The following is a 19854-nucleotide window of genomic DNA, read 5'->3' on the forward strand; positions in this document are numbered from 1 at the left end:
GGGCTCAGGCTCCCGGGCCCGCGGCCGGCCGTCGCGCGCCTCAGGGGCGCGGGGCGGCCGGCCGTTCGCTCGGTTCGTCAGGTGTTGCGGGGCATCGGGGGCATCGGGCGGATGTCCGGGGCCACCTGGGTGGCGGGAGTCTTGCGGACGATCGTGATGAGCCGGTCGGTCAACTCCAGCCGCCCGACGGACGGATCGTCGTACCCGAGCACCCGGTGACCGCGTATGACGCTCACCACCAGGTCGGCGATCTCCCGCGGAGTCTTGCCCACCTCGGCCTTGACGACCGGCCGTTCGACGATGTCGAGGCCGCTGCCCTGCTGGATGAGGTCCTCCATCACCATGCCGGCCGACGGGCTGAGCACGGACAGGCCGAGCAGCCGGCCGGCGGCACTGGCGCTGGTGACCACCGCGTCGGCGCCCGACTGCTTGAGCAGCGGTGCGTTCTCCTCTTCCCGGACCGTGGCCACGATCTTCGCCCCGCGGTTGAGCTGGCGGGCCGTCAGCGCCACCAGGACCGCGGTGTCGTCGCGCTGGGTCGCGATGATGATCTGACGCGCCCGGTGCACCTCGGCCTGCTTCAGCACCTCGCTGCGGGTCGCGTCCCCGACGATTCCGGCGTAGCCCTCGGCGGTCGCGGCGTCGATGACCTTTGAGCTGGGGTCGACCACGACGACCTGCTCCTTCCTCAGACCCGTCGCGCAGACGGTCCGGATCGCCGACCTGCCCTTCGTGCCGAACCCGATGACGACGGTGTGATCGCGCAACGTGGACCTCCAGCGGGTCAGTCGCCACTCCTCCCGAGTGCGTTCGGTGAGGGCTTCGAGCGTGGTGCCGACCAGGATGATCAGGAACAGCACGCGCAGGGGCGTGACGACGAGAATGTTCGTGAGCCGGGCGCTGTCGCTGGCCGGGGTGATGTCACCGTAGCCGGTGGTGGAGAGCGTGACGGTCGCGTAGTAGAACGCGTCGAGGAGGCTGAGGCCACCGCCCGCGTTGTCGTTGTATCCGGCGCGGTCGGCATAGACGATCACCGCGGTCACGACGAGGACCAGCAGTGCCATGGACAGCCGCTTGACGACCTGGCGGATCGGGTGCTCCACCACTTTCCTCGGGAGTTTCACCCGGTAGGTCACCAGATGCTCGTCGGCCTGGCGGGCGATCGCGTCCTGGCCCGGAAGTTTCACGTGAAACACACCCCGACTCCTCCGGACGCCCAGGGCAGGTCGAGCAGTTCCGCCTCCTGACCCGGGCGGGCGCCGCCCGGGTGTACGACGGCCAGCGCGTCGGCCGCCGCGATGCCGCGGAGCATGGCGGGGCCGTTGTAGTGCAGCGGCACGGCCTCGTCGCCGCGCAGGACGACGGGGACGAGCCGGGTGTCGTGGGGGTGCCCGTGCACCGCGTCCCGCAGGGGCAGGGTGTACGGCTCCGGGGCCGGGCGGGCCGCGAGGATCCGCAGCAGCGGCTCGGCGAGCGTCAGCAGGCCGGAGACGGCGGCGAGCGGGTTGCCGGGCAGGCCCACGAGGTGCTGGGTCTCCCTGATGCGGGCCAGCAGCATCGGGTGGCCCGGGCGGACCTTGACGCCGTCGACGAGAAGTTCGGCGCCGATCCGGCTCAGGGTGGGGTGGACGTGGTCGAGGGGGCCCGCCGCGGTGCCGCCGGTGGTGAGGATGACGTCGGCGTCGGAGGCGCCGAGGGCCCGGTGCAGGGCGTCGGCGTCGTCGCGGATGCGCCGGACGGCGATGACCTCGGCGCCGAGCGCCCGCAGCCAGGGCGGCAGCATCGGGCCGAGCGCGTCCCGGATCAGCCCGTCGTGCGGCAGGCCCTGGGTGAGCAACTCGTCGCCCAGCACGAGGACTTCGACGCGAGCCCGGGGGACGGCGGTGACGGTGTCGTATCCGGCCGCCGCGGCCAGCCCGAGGACGGCCGGGGTGACGAGCGTGCCGGCGGCGAGGAGCTGGTCGCCGGTGCGGCACTCCTGGCCGCGCGGGCGGATGTCCTGGCCGGGGATGACGTCCTTGGTCGCGTGGAGGCGGCCCTTGTCGTCGGTGCGGCCGTGCTCGCTGCGAAGGACGGCGGTGGCGTCCGGGGGAATGCGGGCGCCGGTGGCGATCCGGACGGCCTCGCCGTCGGTCAGGGCCGGCGGCGCGGCGTGCCCGGCGAGCACGCCCTCGTCCCGCACGTGCCAGGGGGCGGGGCCGCAGACCGCCCAGCCGTCCATCGCGGAGGTGTCGAAGGAGGGCAGGTCGGTGAGCGCGTCGAGCGGGGCGGCCAGGGTCAGGCCCAGGGCGGTGTCGAGGGGCGCGGAGACGGGGGCACGGCGGGCGGCCCGGGCGGCGTCGCGGCCGGCGCGTTCGGCGAGGGCGCGTGCCTCGGGCCAGGGGGTGGCGCGGTGGTGGGGGTCTGGCCGGGCGGAGGAGCCGGGCCCGTGGGGGGCGGGAGCACCGTCCGTGCCGCCGCGGGCCGCGGGGTCGGGCAGGTGGTTGCCGTTGCTGTTCTTCACGAGGGCGAGCACCTCCTCGATGTCGAGGTCCTCGGCGTCCTCTCCGGCACGGGCGCCGTGCGGGGTCATCCGGCGTCCGGTCGGGTGTCGGGCGTGGCGTCGGGGGCCACGTCGCCCTGGGAGGCCTGCGGGGCGCTGCCGGACGGCTGGGCCTCGGAGGTGGTCTCCTCCTCCCAGCGCACGGCGAGGGCCGCGGCCTTGCGGGCGGCTTCGGCGACCGCCTCGGGGCCACCACCCGCCCGCGCGGCCGCGTAGCCGACGAGGAAGGTGGTCAGCGGGGCCGCGGGCCGGGCCACTCCGTGGGCGGCGTCGCGGGCGAGGTCGAGCAGGCCGCGGGTGTCGACATCGAGGTCGATGCCCAGTTCGTCCTTGACGGCGGAAATCCATTCATCCAACACGTGCCCATGCTCCCTGATACGTGCCCTGGCGGTGGCGATGTCGTCCCAGGTGTCGCAGTCGAAGGACGCGACGGGGTCGAAGACGCGGGTGAGGTTCAGCTCGGCGGTCAGACGCCGCAGGGGGAGACCGGCGAGGGCGCCGTGCCGGCCGGCGAGGCGCCCGAGCTCCTCGCGCAGGCGCGGCGCCCGGTAGGCGGCCACGAGCGGCTGGTCGCGGCCGCCGGAATCGGTCAGCAGCGCGCCGTCGCAGCCGCTCGCCCGCAGCGCGTCCAGCAGACGGCCGACGGTCCGCCGGCGGAGGAACGGCAGGTCGGCGGAGAGCACCACGACGTGCTCGGCCGTGGTGTGGCGCAGTCCGGCGTCCAGCGCGGCGAGCGGTCCGCCCCCGGGCGGGTCCTCCCGGGCCCAGGTCACGGGCCGTGCGGTCGGCCGTGGCGCGGCGACGACGACGGCGGTCCGGGCACCGCCGCACGCGGCGAGCACCCGGTCGAGCAGGGCCCTTCCGCCCACGCGCACACCGGGTTTGTCGGTGCCGCCCAGGCGCCGGGCGGCACCGCCGGCGAGCACGACGGCGTCGTACCCGGCGGAGTCCGCCCCTGGGGCGGGGCCGGTGCCGGCGCCGGGTTCACCGGGGGGCTCGTAGGCGGTCACCCCCCGAGTATGCGTGCCCCCGCGATCACAGGGAACGCGGGGGAAACCGCCACGATCACGGGTCCCGCCCGGCGAGCCGGACAGGAATCAGGGCGTCCGCACGGCGGTGGACCGAAGCCCGGCGGCCGGACGGGATCAGAGCGTCCGCAGCAGCACCGCCGGCTGTTCCACGCAGTCCGCCACGTAGCGCAGGAACCCGCCCGCCACACCGCCGTCGCACACCCGGTGGTCGAAGGTGAGGGACAGCTGGACGACCTGCCGCACCGCCAACTCGCCCTCGTGCACCCACGGCTTGGGGACGATGCGGCCGACGCCGAGCATGGCGGCCTCGGGGTGGTTGATGATCGGGGTGGAGCCGTCGACACCGAAGACGCCGTAGTTGTTCAACGTGAAGGTGCCGCCGGTGAGTTCGCCGGGGGTGAGGGTGCCCGTCCGGCCCGCCTCGGTCAGCCGGGCGAACTCCGCGGTCAGCGCCTCGGCGTCCCGCGCGTGCGCGTCCCGGACGACCGGGACGACGAGGCCCCTCTCGGTCTGCGCCGCGAAGCCCAGGTGCACGTGGTCGAACCGGACGATCTCCCTGGCCTGCGCGTCCACCGTGGAGTTGAGCTCGGGGAAGCGGGCGAGGGCGGCCGTGCAGATCCGGGCGAGCAGGGCCAGGAGGGAGATCTTCGGTCCGCCGGCCGCGTTCATGGCCGTGCGCGCCCGCATGAGCTCCGTGGCGTCGGCGTCCACCCAGCAGGTGGCGTCCGGGATCTCGCGACGGCTGCGCGCCAGCTTGTCGGCGACGGCGCCCCGGATGCCCTTGAGCGGGGTGCGGGTCTCGCCCGCGGCCACCGCGGAGGAGGTCACCGACGGCGGGGGCGCGGAGGGCTGCGGCTCCGCCGGGGGCGTCACGGTCAGGCCCGGCCCGGTGGCCCGCAGGGCGTACTCCACGTCCGCCCGCAGGATCAGCCCGTCCGGGCCGGACCCGGTCAGTTCGCGCAGGTCCAGGCCGTTCTGCCGCGCCAGCCGGCGCACCAGGGGCGAGATCACGGGGACGGGGCCGTCCTCCGTGGCGAGGCCGCCGCCCCGTCCGCCGGCCGTCGTGGCATGACCACCGGCCGCCCGGTCCCCCGTCGGCACCGGGCCCGCGGCTCGCGCGTCCCCCGCCCGGGCGGGGGACGCGGTGTGCGGGTTCACCTCGGTCGCAGCGCCTGCGGCCCGTCCGCCGACCGCCCCGGCGGCACCGGTCCGCCCGTTCACCGCACCGGCGGCACCGGTCTGTCCGGCGCTCGCGGACGTGCCGGGCACGAGCGGGTCCCGGCGGACCCGGCGGCGCCGCGCGGGTGCCTCGGAGGTGCCGTAGCCCACCAGCACGTTGCCCGAGCCCTCGGGACCGGTCCCCTCGGCGCCGGTGCCCCCGGCGCCGGAGGCGGGCCGCTCCCCCACGGCCACCGTGATCAGCGGTGCGCCGACGGGCAGTTCCGTGCCCTCCTCGCCGAAGCGGGCCGTGACCACACCGCCGTAGGGGCAGGGCACCTCGACCATCGCCTTGGCCGTCTCGACCTCGACGACCGGCTGGTCGATGGCGACCACGTCACCGACCTCGACCAGCCAGCGCACGATCTCCGCCTCGGTGAGCCCCTCACCGAGGTCGGGCAGCTTGAACTCCAGCACCTGTGCCATCAGCTCTCGGCCTCCCACTGAAGACGCCCCACGGCGTCCAGGATCCGGTCCACACCGGGCAGGTGGTGGCGCTCCAGCATCGGCGGCGGGTACGGCACGTCGAACCCGGCCACACGCAGCACAGGCGCCTCCAGGTGGTGGAAGCAGCGCTCGGTGACCCGGGAGGCGATCTCCCCGCCCGGGCCGCCGTAGGAGCTCGACTCGTGGACGACGACCGCGCGTCCCGTCCGCCGCACCGAGGCGCACACCGTCTCGTCGTCGAACGGCACCAGGGAGCGCAGATCGACGACCTCGAGGTCCCAGCCCTCGGCCCGGGCCGCCTCGGCGGCCTCCATGCAGACGGGCACGGACGGCCCGTAGGTGATGAGCGTGGCGCTGCGGCCGGGGCGCCGCACCACCGCGCGCCCGATGGGCTCGACGGGCGCCGGCTCCTCGGGGTTCCAGGAGTCCTTCGACCAGTACAGCCGCTTCGGCTCCAGGAAGACGACCGGGTCGTCGGAGGCGATGGACGCGCGCAGCAGCCCGTAGGCGTCGGCGACGGTGGCGGGGGTGACGACATGGAGCCCCGGGGTCGCCGTGTAGTACGCCTCGGAGGAGTCGCTGTGGTGCTCGACGCCGCCGATGCCGCCGCCGTAGGGGACGCGGATAGTGATCGGCAGGGGCATCGCGCCGCGGGTGCGGTTGCGCATCTTCGCCACGTGCGAGACGAGCTGCTCGAAGGCCGGGTAGGCGAACGCGTCGAACTGCATCTCCACCACCGGCCTCAGGCCGTACATGGCCATGCCGACGGCGGTGCCGAGGATGCCGGCCTCGGCGAGGGGGGTGTCGGTGCAGCGGTCCTCGCCGAACTCCTTGGCGAGTCCGTCGGTGACGCGGAAGACACCGCCGAGGGTGCCGACGTCCTCGCCCATGACGTGCACGGCGGGGTCGGCGGCCATGGCGTCGCGCAGCGCGCGCGTGAGGGCCTGCGCCATGGTGGCCGGCTTGACGGCGACGGTGGTCATCGGTGCGTGTCCTCCTCCGGCTCGGCCTCGGCCTCCAGCTCGGCCCGCAGCTGGTCCCGCTGCTCCAGCAACTGGGGCGTGGGCTCGGCGTAGACGTGGCCGAACAGGTCCATGGGGTCGAGGACCGGGTCCTGGTTCATCTGCTCGCGCAGGGCGGCGGCCATGGTCTCGGCGTCCTGGCGGGCGGCCTCGATGCCGGCCTCGTCGAGCAGGCCGCGCTCGGTCAGCTCGCGCTCCAGCAGCCGGATCGGGTCGTGCTCGCGCCAGGTCTCGACCTCGGCGTCGCCGCGGTAGCGGGTGGCGTCGTCGGCGTTGGTGTGGGCGTCGACGCGGTAGGTGATCGCCTCGACGAGCGTGGGGCCGCCGCCCGCGCGGGCGCGGCGCACGGCGTCGGAGAGCACCTCGTGCACGGCGGCGGCGTCGTTGCCGTCGACCAGGCGGCCGGGCATGCCGTAGCCGACGGCCTTGTGGGCCAGCGACGGGGCCGCGGTCTGCTTGGCGAGCGGGACGGAGATCGCGAAGCCGTTGTTCTGCACGAAGAAGACGACCGGGGCCTGCCAGACGGCGGCGAAGTTCAGCGCCTCGTGGAAGTCGCCCTCGCTGGTGCCGCCGTCACCGACCATGGCCAGCGCGACCACGTCGTCGCCCTTGAGGCGGGCGGCGTGCGCGAGGCCGACGGCGTGCGGCAACTGGGTGGCGAGCGGGGTGCACAGGGGGGCGACCCGCTGTTCTCGGGGGTCGTAGCCGGTGTGCCAGTCGCCGCGCAGGAGAGTGAGCGCCTGGACCGGGTCCACCCCGCGGGCGACCACGGCGAGGGTGTCGCGGTAGCTGGGGAAGAGCCAGTCCTGTTCCTTCAGCACGAGCGCGGCGGCGACCTCGCAGGCCTCCTGACCGGTGGTGGAGGGGTAGACCGCGAGACGGCCCTGCTTGGTGAGGGCGGTGGCCTGCGCGTTGTAGCGGCGGCCCTTCACCAGCTGGGCGTACAGCGTCCGCAGCAGCTCGGGATCGGCCTCGGCGGCCGCCTCGGTGCCGAGGACGCGGTACGGCTCCGCGTCGGGCAGCAGCGGCGCGGGATCCGTGCGCGGCTGCCAGGCGGGCGGCGGGGTCGGCCGGTAAGCGCCCCGCTGCTCCATGACCGTCATGACGGCACCTCCTCGTGGGAGCGGCATGTCAGGCGCGTCGGCTGTGACCCGCCTCACCTACCGATTGTTCGGTCGCCGGCACAATTTGGCTATGGGTGGCCCCAGGCTGTGGACAAACGGTTCTCCACAACCTGAGATGGACGCAGTACGTCCATGGCGGAAAGGCGGGGGCGGGTGGCATCTGAACAAATGGCCGACGGACAGGACGACAGCGGCGTGCTGCCGCCGGCGCGGCCCCTGGACGCCATCGATCAGGACATCCTGCGCATGCTCCAGGCGGACGGCCGCTCCTCGATACGGTCCGTCGCCGATCGGGTCCACGTCTCGCGCGCCAACGCCTACGCCCGCATCAACCGCCTCGTCGAGGACGGTGTCATCCGCGGCTTCGGCGCCCGCGTCAACCACGAGCGGGCGGGCCAGGGCACGTCCGCGTACATCACGCTGAAGATCGTCCAGAACTCCTGGCGCACCGTGCGCGAGGAGCTCAGACAGCTGCCCGGCGCCTCCCACATCGCCCTGGTGGGCGGGGACTTCGACGTGCTGCTGCTGGTCCACGTGTCCGACAACCGGGCGCTGCGCGAACTGGTGCTGACCCGGCTCCAGGCGATTCCGCAGGTGCTCAGCAGCCGCACGCTGCTGGTGTTCGAGGAGGAGGACCTGGAACCCCAGGGGTGAGGGCAGGAACGCGCCCGTCAGCTCGCGGCCACCGCGGCGCCGAGCAGCACCGCGAACGTCACCGGGAGCAGCGCGCATCCGAGCCCGGTGCCGGCCGCCGCGAGCCGCAGTCCGCGCAGGGACCGGCGGTGCGGCAGCACCCAGGCGAGCGCGAGCAGGCCGGCCGCCCAGAACAGCACGCCCGAGAAGGCGCCGGGGCCGTCCTGGGCGGCGAACCAGCGGTACTCCAGCACGAGGAGCGGCAGGCCGGGCAGGGTGGCCACGAGCGGGGCGCGCCACCAGGTCGGGTGGGCGGCGCGGGGAGGCGGCGTGTCATGTCCGGGCATGCGCCCCACCCCATCACCGCGGGGTGTCCGGGACATCGTCCCGCGTACTCATCCGCCCCCCGCACGGCTACTCACCGCCAGGGGGCCGGGGTCAGGCGGCTCTGCGCAGGCCCGCGAAGGCCAGCTGCACCACCGCGTCGGCCACCTCGCGCTCGCTCATGCCGCGGCCGTCCGGCCGGTACCACTCGACGATCGAGTTGATCATGCCGAAGACCAGCCGGGTCACCAGCCGGACCTCTATGTCCCCGCGTACGTCCCCCTCCGCCGCGGCCGCCTTGAGCAGGTCGGACACCCGGTGGTCGAAGTCGCGGCGCCGCTCCAGAGCCCACCGCTCGGTGTCGGTGTTGCCCCGCACCCGCAGCAGGAGGGTCACGTACGGCAGTTCGGTGATGAGCACCTCGACCATGCGCCGGACGACGTGCTCCAGGCGGTCGGCGGCGCGCCCCACGCGCGCGTGCTCCTCGTCGAGGATGCCGAAGAGACCGTCCAGGGCCCTGCTCACGGCCCGGCGCAGCAGCTCCTCCTTGCCGGCGACATGGTGGTAGATCGACGACTTGGAGATGCCGGCCGCCTTGGAGAGGTGCTCCATGGAGGTGCCGTCGTAGCCGCGCTCGATGAACACCTGGACGGCGACGGACAGCAGTGTGTCCGGGGTGTAGGTGTCGCGTTTGGCGGTGGTCATGAGGCGGTGCCCTCCCGCGGGTCGAAGGCGTGGGCGTGGCGGTACAGCGCCAGGGACGGCGCGTAGCGCCCCGAGGGGTCGCAGCGGTGGAGGTCGTCCAGGAGCGCGTAGGCCCAGGAGCGGCCCAGCCGGCGGCTCCACTCGAAGGGGCCCAGGGGGTAGTTGACGCCCAGGCGCATCGCGGTGTCGATGTCCTCCTCGGTGGCCACGCCCTTGGCGACCGCGTCGTGTGCCAGGTCGATGATCCGCGCGACCGTGCGGGCGATGATCATGCCGGGCACGTCGCCGATGAAGCTGACCTTCTTGCCCAGTGCCTGGAAGAGACCGGTGGCCTCGGCGAGGGTCTGTGCGGCGGTGTCCTGGGAGGCGGACAGGGCGATCCGGGTCGCCTTGCGGTAGTCCAGGGCCAGGTCGAAGTAGACGACGTCCCGGTACTCCACGGAGGTCTGCCCGTCGGCCAGGACGAGCCGCCCGCCGCCCGGGAGCAGCAGACAGGCCCCCTGGTCCTCGTCGTCGTCCTCGTCGCGGACCGGGATGCCCGCCTCGCGGATCAGGGCGAGCAGCTCGGCGGCCGGGCCCAGGTCACCGGCGACGACGTACGCGGGCGGCTGCCGCCGCTCGGCGGTGTCCGGTTCGGGGCGCTCGGCGCCGTCCCGGTGGTCGTACCAGCCCTGGCCGGTCTTGCGGCCCAGCCGGCCGGACTCGACCAGGCGCCGCTGGGCCAGGGACGGTGTGAAGCGCACGTCCTGGAAGAAGGCCTGCCAGACCGAGTGCGTGACGGACTCGTTGACGTCCTGGCCGATCAGGTCGGTCAGCTCGAACGCGCCCATCCTGAAGCCGCCCGACTCGCGCAGCACGGCGTCGATGGTGGCCGGGTCGGCGCCCTGCGCCTCGTACACCGCGAAGGCCTCGGCGTAGAAGGGCCGGGCGATGCGGTTGACGATGAAGCCCGGGGTGTCCGCGCAGGCGACCGGCGTCTTGCCCCAGGCGCGGGCGGTCTCGTACGCGCGCGTGGCGTGGGTGACGTCGGTGGCGAAGCCGGAGACCACCTCGACCAGCGGCAGCAGCGGCGCGGGGTTGAAGAAGTGCAGGCCGACGAACCGGCCGGGGACGCGCAGGGCGCCGCCGATGGCCGTGACGGACAGCGACGAGGTGTTGGTGGCGAGCAGGCAGTCGTCGGCGACGATGCCCTCCAGCTCGCGGAACAGCTCCTGCTTGACGTCCAGCCGCTCCAGGACCGCCTCGACGACCAGGGCGCAGTCGGCGAGCTCGGCGAGGTCCTCGGCGGGCAGCAGCCGGGCCCGGGCGGCGTCCCGATCGGCGCCGGTGAGCCGCTCCTTCTCCACGAGCCGGTCCAGACGGGCACCGATCGCGTCGGCCGCCTTCCGGGCCCGCCCGGGGACGGTGTCGTACAGCCGTACGGGATGGCCCGCGACCAGCGCGACCTGGGCGATTCCCTGGCCCATCGTGCCGGTGCCGACGACGGCCACCGGGCTGCTGAGGTCGAGTGCTGTCATGTGCGCGATCCTCCCGCACGGGGTTTTCCACAGATGCGGCGGACCCCCTTGAACCGACCGATCGTTCGGTTACTCTAGCTCTGTCCGAGTGTTCCTGCCCAGGTTTCTGCCCAGGTCATGAACTCGACGAGGAGTTCTTGAGACGAGGAGTTGGTCACCCATGACCGCCGCACTCTCGGCGCACGAGCTGATCGCCCGGCACCGGTCCACCCTCGACCAGGCGCTGGAAGCGATCCGCACGCGCGCCTACTGGTCCCCGCACCCCGAGCACCCCAAGGCCTACGGGGAGAACGGCAGCCTGGACGCGGCGGCGGGCAAGGCCGCCTTCGACGCCCTGCTCGGCTCCCGCCTCGACCTCGGCCAGCCGGGGACGGACGACTGGGTGGGCGGTGAGACGTCCCCGTACGGCGTCGACCTGGGCGTGACGTACCCGCACGCGGACCTCGACGTGCTGCTGCCCGCCATGAAGGCCGGGCAGCGGGCCTGGCGCGACGCGGGCGCCGAGCAGCGCGCGGTGGTCTGCCTGGAGATCCTCAAGCGCATCAGCGACCGGACGCACGAGTTCGCCCACGCGGTCATGCACACCTCCGGCCAGGCCTTCATGATGGCGTTCCAGGCGGGCGGGCCGCACGCCCAGGACCGCGGCCTGGAAGCGGTGGCATACGCGTACGTGGAGCAGACGCGCACCCCCGACCACGCCGAGTGGACCAAGCCGCAGGGCAAGCGCGACCCGCTGGCCATGACCAAGCAGTTCACGCCCGTCCCGCGCGGCATCGGCCTGGTGATCGGCTGCAACACCTTCCCGACGTGGAACGGCTACCCGGGCCTGTTCGCCTCCCTCGCCACCGGCAACGCGGTCCTGGTCAAGCCGCACCCGCGCGCGGTGCTGCCGCTCGCGCTCACCGTCCAGGTCGCCCGCGAGGTGCTCGCCGAGGCCGGTTTCGACCCGAACCTGGTGGCGCTGGCCGCCGAGCGCCCCGGCGAGGGCATCGCCAAGACCCTCGCCCTGCGCCCCGAGATCCGCATCATCGACTACACGGGCTCGACCGAGTTCGGCGACTGGCTGGAGGCCAACGCCCGCCAGGCGCAGGTCTACACGGAGAAGGCCGGCGTCAACACGGTCGTCGTGCACTCCACGTCCGACTACAAGGGCATGCTCTCCAACCTGGCGTTCTCGCTGTCCCTGTACAGCGGCCAGATGTGCACCACCCCGCAGAACCTGCTGGTCCCCCGCGAGGGCATCGCCACCGACCAGGGCCCCAAGTCCTACGACGAGGTGGTCGCCGACCTCGCCCGGTCGGTCGACGGGCTCCTCGGCGACGACGCCCGGGCCAACGCCCTGCTCGGCGCGATCGTCAACCCGGACGTGAAGTCCCGCCTGGAGTCCGCTGCGGGCCTCGGTGAAGTGGCCCTGGCCTCCCGGGAGATCACCAACCCGGACTTCCCGGGGGCGGTCGTCCGCACCCCGGTGATCGTCAAGCTGGACGGGGCCAAGCCGGACGACGAGGCCGCGTACATGAGCGAGTGCTTCGGGCCGGTGTCCTTCGCCGTCGCCGTCGACTCGGCGCCGGACGCGGTGGAGTTGCTGCGGCGCACCGTGCGGGACAAGGGCGCGATGACCGTCGGGGCCTACACCACGGACCCGGAGGTCGAGCAGGCCGTGCGGGAGGTCTGCCTGGAGGAGGCGGCGCAGCTGTCGCTGAACCTCACGGGCGGGGTGTACGTGAACCAGACGGCCGCGTTCTCCGACTTCCACGGCTCGGGCGGCAACCCGGCCGCGAGTGCGGCGCTGTGCGACGGGGCGTTCGTGGCCAACCGGTTCCGGGTGGTCGAGGTGCGGCGGGACGCCTAGCAGCTCGGGGGTTCACGTCATCGCGCGAGTGCCGGCCGTGTGGGGTTGCTCGCGCGGTTCCCCGCGCCCCTACCGTGGCGCCCCGCAACTCCAGTGGTACAGGGTCATCGCCACGCTCGTCGCCAGGTTGTAGCTGCTGACCTGGGGGCGCATCGGGAGGGACAGCAAGTGGTCGGCCCGCGCGCGTAGTTCCGTGGACAGGCCCGTACGTTCGGAGCCGAACGCGAGGACGGCGTCGTCCGGGAGCTCGACGCCCCGGAGGTCGTCGCCCTCCGGGTCCAGGGCGAACAGCGGGCCGGGCGGCAGCTCGTCGGGGGTCAGCCGCTCCACCGCCGTCGCGAAGTGCAGTCCCGCCCCGCCGCGCACGACCGTCGGGTGCCACGGGTCGACCGTCCCGGTCGTGACCACCCCGGTCGCCCCGAACCCGGCGGCCAGGCGGATCACCGCGCCCGCGTTGCCGAGGTTGCGCGGGTTGTCGAGGACCACGACCGGCGCCGTGCGGGGCAGGCGCGCCAGCCGTTCGAGGCTGGAGGCCCGCGACGGCCGCACGGCCAGGGCGGCCAGGGCGGTGGGGTGCGGGCGCGGCACGACAGACGCGTACGTCTCGTGCGGCACCTCCGCCAGCAGCGCGGCCAGCGCGTCCCGTACGTCCGGGGCCAGCTCGTCGGCGAGCGCGAGGGCGGCGGCCCGGTCCGCCGTGACCGCCACCGGCACCTCAGCGCCGAAACGCAGCGCGTGCTTGAGGGCGTGGAAGCCGTCGAGCAGGACGGTGTCGCCGGCATGCCGGTGCCAGACGGTCAGAGGGTCGGTCATGCCCCGAAGCCTACGTGCGCCGTCCCGGGGCTCTCGGCCGTGCGCTGCGGGGGAACCGGCGTACGCCCGCCTCGGCGCGGCAGCCGGTCCCACAGCCGCGCCGCCCTTCCGCCCAGGCGGCGCAGGAAGCCGGTCGGCAGGAACACCGCGTCCGCCGCGATCATCGCCAGCGAGAAGAACGGCAGCCCGAGGACCACGGCGATCACGGCGTGCTCGGTCATCATGACCGCCAGCAGGACGTTCTTCACCCGCCGGTTGAACAGGGTGAACGGGAAGGCGACCTGGACCAGGACCGTCCCGTAGGTCACCAGCATCACCAGGGTGCCGCTGACCGTCAGCAGGTCGGCCAGGGCGGGCCAGGGGGAGAAGTACTCCAGGTGCAGCGGGTAGTAGACCGCGGTGCCGTCCTGCCAGCGGGAGCCCTGGATCTTGTACCAGCCGGCCGTCGCGTAGATCAGGCACGCCTCGGCCATGATCACCAGCAGGGCGCCGTTGTGCACGACGGTGGCGACGACGTCCAGCAGGATCCGCGGCTCACCGGTCCGTGCCCGGCGCCCGGCCAGCCACCACAGGGCCTGCGCCGCCCACACCGTCCACAGCAGTGCCGGTATCAGCCAGTCGCCCTGCATCCGGCCGACCATGGTGACCGCGAGCAGCACGCACCCGAACACACCCCACAGGGCGGGTCCGGTGCGGTCCGTGACCCGCTCGCCCCGCGCGCGGGCCGCCCCCTGCCGCGCGGCCCGCCGGGCGTCCAGCGACCACACCTGGGCGCACCGCGTGAACACCAGGTAGATCGACATCAGATGCAGCACGTTGTCGCCGCCGTCGCCCATGAAGACGCTGCGGTTCTGGAGCGACAGCACACCCGCCATGAACAGCACCGACATGGTGCGGGTGCGCCAGCCCAGCATCAGCAGGGCACTGGACAGCACGGCCAGCGCGTAGACGATCTCGAACCAGACCCGGCCGTCCGACCACATCAGGACGGTGAAGGAGCCGTTGGAGCCGACCAGCTGCGCGGCGAGATCCCAGCTCCAGGGACCGTCGGGACCGTAGAGCTCGTGGCGGTGGGGGAACTCTCGGAGCAGGAACAGCAGCCAGGTGGCGGCGAAGCCGATACGGACGACAGCCGTCTGGTAGGGACCGAGGGCGGCCTCGGTGACCCGGGCGATGGCGCCCGAGACGGCCAGCGAGAAGCGGTTCACCGCACACCCTCCAGGGCCTCGTCCTGCGGCACCTTCCACCACGGCAGCTCCCGGTAGGACGGCGTCGTGGTCACCTTCTCCCGGCTCCACGCGGGCGGCGGCACGTTGCTGGTACGGGAGCGGACCTGCACGCGCTCGATGACACCGGCGCCCCCGGTCGTGGCCCGCACGGCGTCGTCGCGGTCCAGGCGCAGCACCGTGATCCGGCGCAGATACGACTCGGAGAGCGAGCCGCGCAGGCCCACCGGGCGGTCGTCGTTGTCGTGCGTGGCGACGAAGAAGTCCCAGGCGCGGCGCAGCTCGTTCTGCTGGGTGTGGCTGGGCAGCAGGTTGCCGTCGATGGCGTGGCCGTCCTCGGCGGACAGGTCGTACCAGCCGGTGGTCAGCGTCGCGCCGTCCGGCCCGCGGATCGCGGCCCGGACCTGGATGGAGATGTTCTGCTGGAGCGGGTTCGGCGCGAAGAGCTTCCAGTTCTGCTCGAACTCCGGATAGATCCAGTCGTCCACGGCCTCACCGTGCGCCCGGGTGACCGTGTTCGCCGGTGCGACGTGCAGGAACGTCATCCCGAGGTGCACACACACCCCGATGGCGACGACCGCGAGCGCCAGGGCGACCCCGATCCGGTAGGGGAGCGACAGCGCGGCGACGCCGGCCCGGCCGTCAGCGCCCGGGTACGACCCGCCCACCTCGGACGGCCCGACCCACTCGGACGATCCCGCCGGCTCCGTCGGACCCGTCGGACCCGTCGGACCCACCGGGTCGCAGGCCGAGGGCGGCACGGCAGGCCCGGGGGACCGCGCCGGTGCGCCCCGTTCCGCGGGCGGGGCCGGCCGGCCCGGCGCGTCCGGGCCGTGCCGGGCGTCCGAGCCCTCGTCGTACGCGTCCATTCCGCCCCGTTCCACGATCCCGGTCCGTCGTTCCGTCCGCCCGGCCGCGAGGGCGTCGCACCACCCGCGCACCCGCGCACCGGCGCGCGGCATCGGCACGGGAACGGTACTCAGGACGCCCACCCGGGCACAGCCCCTGTCGGCCGGTCCCGCCGTGGCCGTCACCACACCGATCACCACACCGCGCAGCCGAACGTACGGCGCGGGCGACCGCCCGGGAGCCCCGGTCCCCCTGGTCCACAGGGGACCCCCGCAGGTTATCCACAGGCAGGCCCGGCCGTTCGTCCACAGGAGTGACACCCTACGGCGCCCCCCGTACACCCATTCCCTTCTTCTAGAACCTGTTCTATCTTGACGCCCCGTCAGCTAACCGGGACCGACCGGAAGGACAGGCACCGTGGACTTCACCTTCACCGAGGAGCAGCAGGCGGCGGCCGAGGCGGCGAAGGGCGTGTTCGCCGGAGTGGCGCCCGACGCCGTGCCCAGCCCGGCCCTCACCGCGGGCGCCGTCGCCGAGACCTGTGACCGCGCCCTGTGGGCCAGGCTCGCCGACGCGGACCTGCTGAGCCTGCTGCTCGACCCGCGTCACGGCGGGGCCGGCCTGGACGCCATCGCCCTGTGCCTGGTGCTGCGGGAGTCGGCACGGGTGCTGGCCAGGGTGCCGCTGCTGGAGAGCTGCGCGGCGGCGGCCGCCGTCCAGGCCTACGGCGGTGAGGAGGCGAAGGAGACCCTGCTCGCCCGGGCCGGCCGGGGCGAGCTCGTCCTGACGGTGGCCGCCCACGGCCGCACCGGCCACGACCCGGCCGAGCAGGCCGTGACCGCCCGGCGGGACGGCGGGACGTGGGTGCTGGACGGGCTCCAGACGGCGGTGCCCTGGGCCTACGACGCCGCCGTCACGGTCGTCCCCGCGCACACCGCGTCGGGCCGCACCCTGCTGGCCCTGGTGCCGCGCGGGCTGACGGGCGCGGTCCTGGCCGAGCAGTTCTCCACCAGCGGTGAGCGCCTCGGTGAGCTGCGGCTGGAGTCGGCGCGGCTCACCGCCCGGGACGTGATCGACGCCGACGGGGCGTGGGAGTGGCTGCGGGACCTGCTGGCCACCGGGACGTGCGCGCTGGCGCTCGGGCTCGGGGAGCGCGTGCTGCGGATGACCGGGCAGTACACGAGCGAGCGGGAACAGTTCGGCTTCCCGATCGCCACCTTCCAGGCCGTCGCCGTGCAGGCCGCCGACCGCTACATCGACCTGCGTGCCATGGAGGCCACCCTGTGGCAGGCCGCGTGGCGGATCGCCTCCGGGGCAGCGGGCGACCTGCCCGCCGCGGCAGACGTGGCCGTCGCCAAGATCTGGGCGGCCGAGGGCGTCCGCCGGGTCGTGCAGACCGCGCAGCACCTGCACGGCGGGTTCGGCGCCGACGTCGACTACCCCCTGCACCGGTACCACGCCTGGGCCAAGCACCTGGAACTGTCGCTCGGCCCGGCGGCGGCACACGAAGAGGTGCTCGGCGACCTGCTGGCGGCCCACCCACCGGCCTGACGAGGCAGCTCCACCTGCCGGCGCGGCTCGACCGGGCAGCCCGCCGAGCAGGCAGGTCCACCTCACGCCTGACCCGACCGGGCAGGTCCACCCGAGCAGGCAGCTCTAGAGGACGAACCCCTGCTGCCCGTCGTCCGTGACGACGGGACGCCCCGCCGCCTCCCACACCTGCATGCCGCCCTCGACGTTCACGGCATCGACGCCCTGCTGGGCCAGATACATCGTGACCTGCGCGGAACGGCCACCGGAACGGCAGATCACATGGACCCGCCCGTCCTGCGGGGCGGCCTCGGTCAGCTCGCCGTAACGGGCGACGAACTCGCTGATGGGAATGTGCAGGGCCCCTTCGGCGTGACCGGCCTTCCACTCGTCGTCCTCCCGGACGTCCAGCAGGAAGTCGCCGTCCTTGAGGTCCGCGACCGCGACGGTGGGCACACCAGCTCCAAAACTCATGCGTCCGACGCTACCCGAACCGGCCCGGTGCGGTCGGGGCACGGCCCGGCCCCGCTCCGCGCCCGTCCTCAGCTCCCGCCCGCGCCCTCGTCGAGCAGCCCGGCCAGTTCCGTCTCGCGCTCGGCGACCTGGGCAAGCAGCCCCTGCCCGATCTCGTCCAGCAACCGGTCCGGGTCGTCCGGGGCCAGCTGGAGCATGTGGCCGATGGCGCTGTCCTCCAGCTCCCTGGCGAGCAGGGCGAGCAGTTCCTTGCGCTGGGCGAGCCATTCGAGGCGGGCGTAGAGCTCCTCGGCGGGGCTCGGGCCCCGCTCCAGCTCGGGCCCCTTGGCCCACTCCGCGGCGAGCTCGCGCAGCTCCGCCTCGTCGCCCCGGGCGTAGGCGGCGTTGACCCGCGTGATGAACTCCTCGCGCCGCCGGCGCTCCTTCTCTTCCTGGGCCAGGTCCGGGTGGGCCTTGCGGGCGAGGTCGCGGTAGAGCTTGCGGGCCTCCTCGCTGGGGCGGACCCGCTGCGGGGGCCGGACCGGCTGGTCCGTGAGCATGGCCGAGGCCTCCGGGAACAGACCGCTGCCGTCCATCCAGCCGTGCAGCAGTTCCTCGACGCCGGGGATCGGGGCGAGCCGCGCTCTGGCCTCCTCCGCCCGCTGCCGGTCCGCGGGGTCACCGCTGCGGGCGGCTCTGGCCTCCAGGATCCGGGCGTCCAGCTCCTCGAGCCGGGCGTACAGCGGGCCGAGCTTCTGCTCATGAAGCCGGGAGAAGTTCTCGACCTCGACGCGGAAGGTCTCCACCGCGATCTCGTACTCGATCAAGGCCTGCTCGGCGGCCCGCACGGCCCGCTCCAGCCGCGCCTCGGGCCGTGCGGCGTCGCCGCCATCCTGCTCAGCTTCCGGGGTCGTCACCCGACCAGCGTAGGTGACGAACCCTCCGGGGCCTCGCCCCCCGGGGAGAGGGCCGGCTTCCCCGCCCCCCGGCGCTGCCGGACGCCTGGGCGATACGGGCGCCCCGGACACCCGCAGCCCGGCAGCCGACCGGAACCCGGAATTCCGGGCCCACCCGGCGTCAGGGTCCGGGCCGCGTCCCCTACACCCCCATCTCGGCCGCGACCTTGCCGTTCTTCACCCCCGCCACCAGCTCCGCGTGATCCGCCTCGGTGCGGTCCGCGTAGGCCACCGCGAAGGCGGCCATCGCCTCGTCCAGCTCCTCGTTCTTCCCGCAGTAGCCGGCGATGAGCCGGGGGTCGGCGCTGTGCGCGTGCGCGCGGGCCAGGAGCGCGCCGGTCATGCGGCCGTAGTCGTCCAGCTGGTCGACGGCGAGGGCGGCCGGGTCGACGCTGCCCTTGCGGTTGCGGAACTGGCGGACCTGGAAGTGGAAGCCGTCGACGGTCGTCCAGCCCAGCAGGTTGTCGCTGACGACCTGCATCCGCTTCTGGCCCCGTACCACCCGCCGGCCCTCGTGACCGGCCTCGGGTGCCTCGAAACCGGCCGTCACCAGGTGCGGCACCAGCGCCGACGCCCGGGCCTCCTTCACCTGGAGCACCAGCGGCTCGCCCCGGTGGTCCAGGAGCAGCACGACGTAGGACCGGGTGCCGACACTGCCGGTGCCGACGACACGGAAGGCCACGTCCTGCACCGCGTACCGGGCGAGGAGCGGCAGGCGGTCCTCCTGGAGGGTGCCGACGTACTCCTCCAGGGACGCCGCCACGGCGGCGGCCTCCGCGTCGGGGACGCGCCGCAGCACCGGCGGGGCGTCGACGAATCGGCGTCCGCCGTCCTCGGTGGCCTCGGTCGACTTGGCGGCGAAGCGGCCGCTGGTGTTGTGCCGGGCCTTCTCGGAGACCCGTTCCAGCGTGCCGAGCAGATCATGGGCGTCCGTGTGGGAGACGAGCTCCTCGTCCGCGATGGCGTTCCACGCGTCCAGCACCGGCAGCCTGGCCAGCAGCCGCATGGTCCTGCGGTAGGCGCCGGCCGCGTCGAACGCCGCCTTGCGGCACTGGTCCTCGTCGGCACCCGCCACCCGGCCGGCGAGCACCAGGGAGGCCGCGAGGCGCTTGACGTCCCACTCCCAGGGGCCGAGCACCGTTTCGTCGAAGTCGTTGAGGTCGATGACCAGGCCGCCGCGCGCGTCTCCGTACAGGCCGAAGTTGGCCGCGTGGGCGTCGCCGCAGATCTGGGCCCGGATCCGTGTCATGGGCGTGCGCGCCAGGTCGTAGGCCATCAGGCCCGCGGCGCCGCGCAGGAACGCGAAGGGTGTGGCGGCCATGCGGCCGACCCGGATCGGGGTCAGTTCGGGCAGCCTGCCACGGCCCGACTCCTCGACCGCGCTCAGCGCGTCGGGCCGGGAGGCGTCGAGGTCGAGCGCGGCGTGCGCGCTGCGCGGGACCCGCTCGCGCAGGGCCTTGCCCTCACCCTTGGGTGATCCCTCGGCCGGCCATCGCGCGAAGCCGCGCACCCGGGGCAGCCTGCGCCGCTCCGCCTCCCCCGCTCCGGTCCCGCCCTCGTCCCGAGCCCCGGACCTGGTCATCCCGACCGCCTCCCCCGCACGCGCACGAAC

At 74.0% G+C, this 19854-nt stretch carries 18 protein-coding genes; 3 read left to right on the plus strand and 15 right to left on the minus strand.

Annotation, left to right across the window (positions count from 1 at the left end):
- Positions 1 to 77: 77 nt before the first annotated feature.
- The 6 genes from AC0665_RS15375 to pdhA form a co-directional block, all read right to left on the minus strand.
- Positions 78 to 1187, minus strand: a complete 1110-nt coding sequence (locus AC0665_RS15375) for a potassium channel family protein (RefSeq protein ID WP_478603116.1) — start codon at positions 1185 to 1187, stop codon at positions 78 to 80.
- Positions 1184 to 2572: a molybdopterin molybdotransferase MoeA gene (locus tag AC0665_RS15380; RefSeq protein ID WP_478603114.1), complete on the minus strand. Its 1389-nt coding sequence runs from the start codon at positions 2570 to 2572 to the stop codon at positions 1184 to 1186. Before AC0665_RS15380 ends, AC0665_RS15375 begins: the two co-directional genes overlap by 4 nt.
- Entirely contained in the window at positions 2569 to 3552 is a 984-nt protein-coding gene (locus tag AC0665_RS15385) for an NTP transferase domain-containing protein (protein WP_478705158.1), read from the minus strand. Before AC0665_RS15385 ends, AC0665_RS15380 begins: the two co-directional genes overlap by 4 nt.
- Before the next feature lie 135 nt (positions 3553 to 3687).
- The gene (locus tag AC0665_RS15390; protein WP_478705159.1) at positions 3688 to 5217 is read right to left on the minus strand and encodes a dihydrolipoamide acetyltransferase family protein; all 1530 of its coding nucleotides are present in this window, start codon (positions 5215 to 5217) and stop codon (positions 3688 to 3690) included.
- Positions 5217 to 6221 carry an alpha-ketoacid dehydrogenase subunit beta gene (locus AC0665_RS15395; protein WP_363121390.1) on the minus strand — a complete coding sequence of 335 codons (1005 nt, stop codon included), beginning with the start codon at positions 6219 to 6221 and terminating at the stop codon, positions 5217 to 5219. Before AC0665_RS15395 ends, AC0665_RS15390 begins: the two co-directional genes overlap by 1 nt.
- Positions 6218 to 7363: a pyruvate dehydrogenase (acetyl-transferring) E1 component subunit alpha gene (pdhA, locus tag AC0665_RS15400; protein ID WP_478705160.1), complete on the minus strand. Its 1146-nt coding sequence runs from the start codon at positions 7361 to 7363 to the stop codon at positions 6218 to 6220. Before pdhA ends, AC0665_RS15395 begins: the two co-directional genes overlap by 4 nt.
- Before the next feature lie 189 nt (positions 7364 to 7552).
- On the opposite strand from pdhA, the gene AC0665_RS15405 reads away from it, so the two are divergent.
- Positions 7553 to 8038, plus strand: a complete 486-nt coding sequence (locus AC0665_RS15405) for an Lrp/AsnC family transcriptional regulator (RefSeq protein WP_468408759.1) — start codon at positions 7553 to 7555, stop codon at positions 8036 to 8038.
- Between the two features lie 17 nt (positions 8039 to 8055).
- Here the strand turns inward: AC0665_RS15405 and AC0665_RS15410 are convergent, their stop codons facing one another.
- The 3 genes from AC0665_RS15410 to AC0665_RS15420 all read right to left on the minus strand — a co-directional run bounded on the left by AC0665_RS15410 (position 8056) and on the right by AC0665_RS15420 (position 10563).
- Positions 8056 to 8364: a hypothetical protein gene (locus AC0665_RS15410; RefSeq protein WP_478705161.1), complete on the minus strand. Its 309-nt coding sequence runs from the start codon at positions 8362 to 8364 to the stop codon at positions 8056 to 8058.
- A 91-nt stretch (positions 8365 to 8455) separates the two neighbouring features.
- Entirely contained in the window at positions 8456 to 9046 is a 591-nt protein-coding gene (locus tag AC0665_RS15415; RefSeq protein WP_363121394.1) for a TetR/AcrR family transcriptional regulator, read from the minus strand.
- Positions 9043 to 10563, minus strand: coding sequence for a 3-hydroxyacyl-CoA dehydrogenase (locus AC0665_RS15420; protein WP_478705162.1), 1521 nt, complete (start codon positions 10561 to 10563; stop codon positions 9043 to 9045). The genes AC0665_RS15415 and AC0665_RS15420 overlap by 4 nt, the downstream gene beginning before the upstream one ends.
- A 160-nt stretch (positions 10564 to 10723) precedes the next feature.
- Here AC0665_RS15420 and paaN point away from each other — a divergent pair, with 160 nt between their 5' ends.
- Positions 10724 to 12415 (plus strand): phenylacetic acid degradation protein PaaN, encoded by a 1692-nt coding sequence (gene paaN, locus AC0665_RS15425; RefSeq protein ID WP_478705163.1) that lies wholly within the window; start codon positions 10724 to 10726, stop codon positions 12413 to 12415.
- A 69-nt stretch (positions 12416 to 12484) separates the two neighbouring features.
- Here paaN and AC0665_RS15430 read toward each other — a convergent pair whose 3' ends face one another.
- Genes AC0665_RS15430 through AC0665_RS15440 form a run of 3 tightly spaced genes read right to left on the minus strand, consistent with a single transcriptional unit; the run spans position 12485 to position 15323 of the window.
- On the minus strand, positions 12485 to 13228 hold the full coding sequence (locus AC0665_RS15430; RefSeq protein WP_478705164.1) for a TrmH family RNA methyltransferase: 744 nt from the start codon (positions 13226 to 13228) through the stop codon (positions 12485 to 12487).
- Positions 13225 to 14436 carry an HTTM domain-containing protein gene (locus AC0665_RS15435; RefSeq protein WP_478603099.1) on the minus strand — a complete coding sequence of 404 codons (1212 nt, stop codon included), beginning with the start codon at positions 14434 to 14436 and terminating at the stop codon, positions 13225 to 13227. Before AC0665_RS15435 ends, AC0665_RS15430 begins: the two co-directional genes overlap by 4 nt.
- Positions 14433 to 15323, minus strand: coding sequence for a DUF5819 family protein (locus AC0665_RS15440; RefSeq protein ID WP_478705251.1), 891 nt, complete (start codon positions 15321 to 15323; stop codon positions 14433 to 14435). Before AC0665_RS15440 ends, AC0665_RS15435 begins: the two co-directional genes overlap by 4 nt.
- A gap of 397 nt (positions 15324 to 15720) precedes the next feature.
- Between AC0665_RS15440 and AC0665_RS15445 the strand changes: the two genes are divergently transcribed.
- The gene (locus AC0665_RS15445; RefSeq protein ID WP_478705165.1) at positions 15721 to 16854 is read left to right on the plus strand and encodes an acyl-CoA dehydrogenase family protein; all 1134 of its coding nucleotides are present in this window, start codon (positions 15721 to 15723) and stop codon (positions 16852 to 16854) included.
- 105 nt (positions 16855 to 16959) lie between these two features.
- Here the strand turns inward: AC0665_RS15445 and AC0665_RS15450 are convergent, their stop codons facing one another.
- From AC0665_RS15450 to AC0665_RS15460, 3 genes are all read right to left on the minus strand, one after another.
- Positions 16960 to 17289, minus strand: a complete 330-nt coding sequence (locus AC0665_RS15450) for a rhodanese-like domain-containing protein (protein ID WP_363121498.1) — start codon at positions 17287 to 17289, stop codon at positions 16960 to 16962.
- An 86-nt stretch (positions 17290 to 17375) separates the two neighbouring features.
- Positions 17376 to 18203: a hypothetical protein gene (locus AC0665_RS15455; protein WP_468408111.1), complete on the minus strand. Its 828-nt coding sequence runs from the start codon at positions 18201 to 18203 to the stop codon at positions 17376 to 17378.
- Between the two features lie 181 nt (positions 18204 to 18384).
- Positions 18385 to 19824 carry a DUF2252 domain-containing protein gene (locus AC0665_RS15460; protein ID WP_468634601.1) on the minus strand — a complete coding sequence of 480 codons (1440 nt, stop codon included), beginning with the start codon at positions 19822 to 19824 and terminating at the stop codon, positions 18385 to 18387.
- Positions 19825 to 19854 lie beyond the last annotated feature (30 nt).

The organism is Streptomyces sp. NPDC043685, assembly GCF_056436585.1.